This is a genomic window from Streptomyces sp. NPDC054956 (assembly GCF_053609185.1).
Map to the genome: position 1 here is coordinate 1 of NZ_JBSGXB010000439.1, position 4,922 is coordinate 4,922.

At 75.2% G+C, this 4,922-nt stretch carries 7 protein-coding genes and 1 pseudogene; 2 read left to right on the plus strand and 6 right to left on the minus strand.

Annotation, left to right across the window (positions count from 1 at the left end):
- Positions 1–248: 248 nt before the first annotated feature.
- The 3 genes from ACWGDE_RS36125 to ACWGDE_RS36135 all read right to left on the minus strand — a co-directional run bounded on the left by ACWGDE_RS36125 (position 249) and on the right by ACWGDE_RS36135 (position 1,744).
- Positions 249–743 (minus strand): HIT family protein, encoded by a 495-nt coding sequence (locus tag ACWGDE_RS36125; protein WP_453393310.1) that lies wholly within the window; start codon positions 741–743, stop codon positions 249–251.
- Complete coding sequence (locus tag ACWGDE_RS36130) at positions 733–1,155, minus strand: S26 family signal peptidase (protein WP_453393311.1); 423 nt, start codon at positions 1,153–1,155, stop codon at positions 733–735. Before ACWGDE_RS36130 ends, ACWGDE_RS36125 begins: the two co-directional genes overlap by 11 nt.
- A gap of 79 nt (positions 1,156–1,234) precedes the next feature.
- Entirely contained in the window at positions 1,235–1,744 is a 510-nt protein-coding gene (locus ACWGDE_RS36135) for a hypothetical protein (RefSeq protein WP_453393312.1), read from the minus strand.
- A gap of 103 nt (positions 1,745–1,847) precedes the next feature.
- On the opposite strand from ACWGDE_RS36135, the gene ACWGDE_RS36140 reads away from it, so the two are divergent.
- Positions 1,848–2,201 carry a hypothetical protein gene (locus ACWGDE_RS36140; RefSeq protein WP_453393313.1) on the plus strand — a complete coding sequence of 118 codons (354 nt, stop codon included), beginning with the start codon at positions 1,848–1,850 and terminating at the stop codon, positions 2,199–2,201.
- Here the strand turns inward: ACWGDE_RS36140 and ACWGDE_RS36145 are convergent.
- The 3 genes from ACWGDE_RS36145 to ACWGDE_RS36155 all read right to left on the minus strand — a co-directional run bounded on the left by ACWGDE_RS36145 (position 2,168) and on the right by ACWGDE_RS36155 (position 4,201).
- Positions 2,168–2,746, minus strand: a complete 579-nt coding sequence (locus ACWGDE_RS36145) for an adenylate kinase (protein ID WP_453393314.1) — start codon at positions 2,744–2,746, stop codon at positions 2,168–2,170. The two genes, ACWGDE_RS36140 and ACWGDE_RS36145, sit on opposite strands and share 34 nt — an antisense overlap.
- Positions 2,746–3,582 (minus strand): MerR family transcriptional regulator, encoded by an 837-nt coding sequence (locus tag ACWGDE_RS36150; protein WP_453393316.1) that lies wholly within the window; start codon positions 3,580–3,582, stop codon positions 2,746–2,748. The genes ACWGDE_RS36145 and ACWGDE_RS36150 overlap by 1 nt, the downstream gene beginning before the upstream one ends.
- 73 nt (positions 3,583–3,655) lie before the next feature.
- On the minus strand, positions 3,656–4,201 hold the full coding sequence (locus ACWGDE_RS36155; RefSeq protein ID WP_453393315.1) for a hypothetical protein: 546 nt from the start codon (positions 4,199–4,201) through the stop codon (positions 3,656–3,658).
- A 408-nt stretch (positions 4,202–4,609) separates the two neighbouring features.
- Here ACWGDE_RS36155 and ACWGDE_RS36160 point away from each other — a divergent pair.
- Positions 4,610–4,922, plus strand: a pseudogene (locus tag ACWGDE_RS36160) (hypothetical protein); the annotation flags it as partial.

The following is a 4,922-nucleotide window of genomic DNA, read 5'->3' on the forward strand; positions in this document are numbered from 1 at the left end:
CCCTCCGGCTGATCGGTCCGGGCGGTTCTCCCGGACCGATCGGCACGATCGGCACGATCGGCACGATCTGAAAGGGCCGGCCTGGGCCGGGCCGGCCCAGGCCGCGCCACGTTTCGAAGCGCCACCAGCCGGGTGGACGCCACGTCGCGGAGCGCCGGGGTGGAGCTGTGGCCGCCTGTCGAGCGGCGAAGGTGCCGGCCAGGGCCAGTCCTGCGGCGGCGGCCCGTGGCGGGTGAGGAGTTCGCCGGTCATCCCGGCTCGAGCACGCCCCGGGCGATGACCGCCCCGCGCAGGCGCGCGGCCATCGCGACCGCCTCGTCCGGCGGCAGCGCCAGGACACCGTTCTCCGTCATCAGGGCGTGGAACTGCTGCTCCGGGTACGGGACTCCGGGCGGCAGAGCGGCGATGTGCCAGTGCAGGTGCGCATTGCCCTGCTGGCTGCCGAGCGAGTAGAGGTAGGTGCGCTCCGGCTCGCACACGGCCTCGACGGCGAGGGCGATCTCCCGGACGAACAGCATGAGCCGGCCGTAGGCCGCCTCGTCCAGGTCGCGCACGGCGTGCTCGACGTGCCTCTTGGGGGCGACCAGGACCTTGCCCGGCACCGTGGGCCACCTGTCGAGGAACGCCACGTGATCGGCGTCCTCGAAAACCGTCTCGTGCGGGTAGCCCGGGTTCCCGGCCAGGAACGCACAGACGAAGCACGGGCCGCTGCGGGTCCGCGCCACGTACGCCTCAAGGTCCATCGGCCGTCGGTCCGTTGACACCTCGACCACCTCTCCGTAGGGGTGCATCAGTCTGCCCGGGGGTTTCCTGCGCGCGGACCTTGGCCGCCGCGCGGGGCCGGGGGACGTCCTCCACCGCCACGCAGATGCCGTAGACGCGGTCGCGGCTCGTCCAGCCGTTCACGTGGCCCCGGTTGTTGCCGATCTGGATGCGGCGGCGCGGAGCGTCCACCGCCGTGACCAGGTGCAGGTACACCGTGCCGGACACCCGGGCCAGGACGATGTCCCCGGGCTCCAGCAGGGCGGGTTCGGCCGGGGCCACGCGGACCCGCTGGCGGCTGTGGACGAGCGGGACCATCGATGTCCCGGTGGGCCGGAACTCCACCGTCGCGCCGGCGCGTACGCGGTCCGCCTGTACGTCGAGCATTCCCATCGGGCGAGTGTGTCGCGGTGCCGCGGTGCGGGGTAATGGTTTTCGCCGGGCCTGGGCGGTCAGGCCCGGGCCGGGCCGGTCAGGGAGCCGGCGGCGGTTCCACCTCCAGGAAGCGGCGGCGGCGCGGGCCGCGGTACAACAGGCAGACCCAGCCGAGCCGTTCGAGCACCGCCGCGCAGGCGGTCAGGCGTTCCTGCTCCTCCTCGGCCGCGCCGCCGCCCGGCGGGCCGAGCCAGGTCACCTCCACCCGGCCGGCGCCGGACGCGGCCGGGCCCACCCGGTATCCGGTCCGCGTACGCGGCGCCGGCGGATCCGGCGGGGAGTCCGGCCGGTCCTGCTCCGATGGGGCGTCCCGCCGGTCCTGCGCCGACGGGGGGATGCCCGATGCCTCCAGGGCGAGGGCCACCGCGCGCGGCATCAGGCGCAGCTCCCACGGTGCGGGAACCGTGGTCCCCGCCGGTCCGTTGACCAGGCGGCGGATCTGCAACAAGCCCTCGTATGCGGTGCGGAGCTCCGCGGCCCGTCCGGCTTCGGGAGGCGCCGGGCCGTCGCCGCTCGCCGGTTCGAAGCCCTGCCCCGGTGTGGTCACTGGTCGCCGCCTCCTCGTCCGTGCGCGTCTGAGTACCTCACACCCAACGGCCTGAGTATCCGCCCCGATTCCCCCGACCGCCCCCGGTGATCGAATGGGGGACATGACCTCCGAAGCCTCCTCGTCCACCGCGACCGCGACCGTGACCGCCACCGCGCGCACCGCGAACCGGCCGCGCGTGCAGCGGCACGTGACCACCGCCGGTTCGGCGCTGGCCGTGGCCCTGGTTCCGCTCGTGGTCGGGGTCCTGGTCGCCAAGGGGCTGGCGGCCGACCCGCACGCACCCGTCAACGCACTGATCACCGGCGGAGGCCAGCGCGCCGGGCTGCCCCGGGCCGAGTGGCGCCGTCGCGGGCACGCCACGATGCGCCGGCTGCGTTCGGCCCGCCGGGGCACCGTGCGCGGCACCGTCCGGGGCTGCGCCTACGTCACCGGCCGCCGCCCGGCGGGCCGCTGAGACCGCAGCCAGGCATCGGCCGCCCGAGGGGAGCGCAGCCGGACGACCCGCAGCGGGGCGAACCGCGCGTCGCCGGCCAGCCGGCCGATCTCCGCGCGCCGGGACGCGTACCGCGACCAGGCCCACCATGCCGGGTGGTCGGGGCGCAGCCACTCGCGCCACCGCTCCCGGTTGCCGCCGAAGAGCCGCTCCCGCAGCAGGCTCCGGCGCAGTGAGCGCAGCAGCACCCGTCGCATGACGACGCGGCGCGGGTGGTCCAGCCACACCACGGTGTCGGCCCGCCGCCACAGGAGGTCCCGTACGTCCTCGGGCCCGTGGGAGTCCAGGATCCACCGCTCGCCCTCCGCGATCCGGGCCGTGTCCGCGGCGTAGGACGGGCTGACGGCCCACCCCGGACCGGAGAAGTGCAGCACGTCCATCTCGTGGTACGGCAGCCCGAGCAGCCGCCCCAGCTCTCCCGCCAGGGTGGACTTGCCGGCTCCGCTGATGCCGACGACGAGGACGCGCCGCACCGGCGGAGCCTCGGGGGCCAGGTCGCCGGGCATCAGACGCCGAGCGGTTCCTGGAGCTCGGTGACCCACTGGTCGCGGTCCTCCGGGCAGGCCAGGGTCAGTTCGCGCGCGTACCCGGACGAACGTTCCCCGTTCGCGTCGATCCACTGGGCGAGGGCCTGCGCGGTCGGCAGTACGGAGTCCATCGAACCCCGGTGCACGACCGTCGCGGCCCGCTCCACGGCCGGCAGCACGACGATCCGTACGTCGCCCCCGAGGTCCTCGGCCCGTACGGAGGGGCCCACCGGCAGCCCCGCGTGGACGAGGACGGCTCCGGGCCGCTCCGCGTCCCCGGCGTCCTCGTAGTACGCGATGCCCGGAGCGGTCGGCGTCACCCCCGCCTCGTCGATGCGGCGGCACAGCTCGTCGTACAGGGGGCCGATGACCGGCGAGATGTCCTGGGGCTCGTAGCTCCCCGCGACGCCGCTCAGTTCGGCCAGGCGGACGGGCGGAAGGCTCTTCACGACGATGTCGATGGACGGCATGGTTCCCTCGTTCTCGATGGTCCGGAGCCTCGACTCGACTTGGGTCAGCCGGGCCGCCGCGGCGGCCATGGCCGACTCCAGTTCCGCCTGCCGCAGCCGCAGCATGCCGCGCAGCTCCTCCGCGCCCACGAGCTCGTCGAGTATCGAGCCCACCTGTTCCAGGCTGAAGCCGAGCTCTTTGAGCGCGATGACGCGGTTGAGGCGGGCGAGCTGCCCGGCCTCGTAGTAGCGGTAGCCGCTGACGGGGTCGACACGGGCCGGGCGCAGCAGTCCGAGGGCGTCGTAGTGACGCAGCATGCGGACCGATACCCGGCCGTGCTTGGCGAAGTCTCCGATGATGAACATGACGCCTTCCAGTGCAGGGCCTGACACGGTGTGAGGGTCAAGCCCGACCAGAATACGAGGGCATCGGTCCAGGTCAGCGGTGTCCCGACTGCCGGATGCACAGGTCCACGATCGACGGTGGCACGGTCCCCTCCGCGGCCGCGCACAACTCGTCGAGCCGCGGCGTCGGGGCCGGCTGGCGTCCTGCCCGGGCGGGCGCGGACTGCGGCGGGTGCGCGCGGCGGGGTGCGGCCGGCTTCGTGTGGCGTTCGCCGGCCGGGCGGGGGGCCTTGGCGGCGCGCCGGCCGTGCTCGCGGTCCTGTCCGTCCCGGGCGTCCCGTGTGTCCCGTCCGTCCCGTGAGTCGCGTCCGTCCTGGGCGTGCCCGGCCGCGCCGGGAGCCGACGGGAGGGTGCCGAGGGGCAGCGGTTCGCCGGGCGGATCGTGCGGACCGGTGACGCCGGAGGCGTCCCCCGGCCGGTTCCCGCCGGGCGCGTCGGGCGATACGGGCGACTCGGGCGCGTCGACGGGCGGTACGGAGCCACGCGCGGGCACGTCGGGGACGCGCGGGCCGACCGCTACGCAGCCGGCGCTCGCGAGGAGCGCGACGAGGGAGAGGGGCAGGGCCCGGCGTAACTGCATCGGACCACCATGCCGCACGGGCCGGACGCCCGGATGCCGTGCTCACGCGTGTGGGTGACCGCACCACGGATCGGCTGCGGATCGGGGGCCGGTCCGTAGCGGGTGGGGTGCTCCGCAGGCCTTGGTGAACCGATTCGGCAGGCTCACTTTGACCGTTTCCGCCACGGCCGGAGGTTTCACCGGTCCGGGAGGGTTCGTGCGTGGACGGGGGTGGACCGGACGGGTAATTCCGGACAAGGTTCGGGATGGAGACGGCGGCACGGGTGCCGGGGGAGGCGCGACCCCTGGCGCCCGGCGCTGCCGTGCGGGTCCGCGGACCGGCTCGTCCGACGGTCCGCCGCCGGGCGGGACCGGTCCGCGGACCCCTCCACCGGCCTGCCCGCCCCGCCCCGTACGGAGTCACGACCCATGCATGAAGCCGCCGCGCCCGGCCACCGCCCGCCGAACCCGAGCCCCGACCTCGGCCCTGCCGCCGACCTCGGCCCGAGCCCCGACCTCGGCCCTGCCGCCGACCCCGGCCCCGATCGGGCCTTCTCCGCGGCCTCCGACACGGCCCCCGATCCGGTTCCGGCTCCCGCCCCCGCTCCCGACGGGGTCCGCGCCGGGTGGAAGGGCTGGGGTGCCGTGTGTGCCGTCGCGCTCGGGATCTTCTGCCTGATCACGTCCGAACTGCTGCCGGTGGGACTGCTCACCGCCGTCGGCGCGGACCTCGGCGTCTCCG

Excerpts from the sequence above, each read along its gene's own strand:
- ACWGDE_RS36130 (WP_453393311.1), bottom strand. The coding sequence starts at position 1,155 with ATGGGAATGCTCGACGTACAGGCGGACCGCGTACGCGCCGGCGCGACG.
- ACWGDE_RS36150 (WP_453393316.1), bottom strand. The coding sequence starts at position 3,582 with ATGTTCATCATCGGAGACTTCGCCAAGCACGGCCGGGTATCGGTCCGC.
- ACWGDE_RS36140 (WP_453393313.1), top strand. The coding sequence starts at position 1,848 with ATGACCTCCGAAGCCTCCTCGTCCACCGCGACCGCGACCGTGACCGCC.
- ACWGDE_RS36145 (WP_453393314.1), bottom strand. The coding sequence starts at position 2,746 with ATGCCCGGCGACCTGGCCCCCGAGGCTCCGCCGGTGCGGCGCGTCCTC.
- ACWGDE_RS36155 (WP_453393315.1), bottom strand. The coding sequence starts at position 4,201 with ATGCAGTTACGCCGGGCCCTGCCCCTCTCCCTCGTCGCGCTCCTCGCG.
- ACWGDE_RS36125 (WP_453393310.1), bottom strand. The coding sequence starts at position 743 with ATGGACCTTGAGGCGTACGTGGCGCGGACCCGCAGCGGCCCGTGCTTC.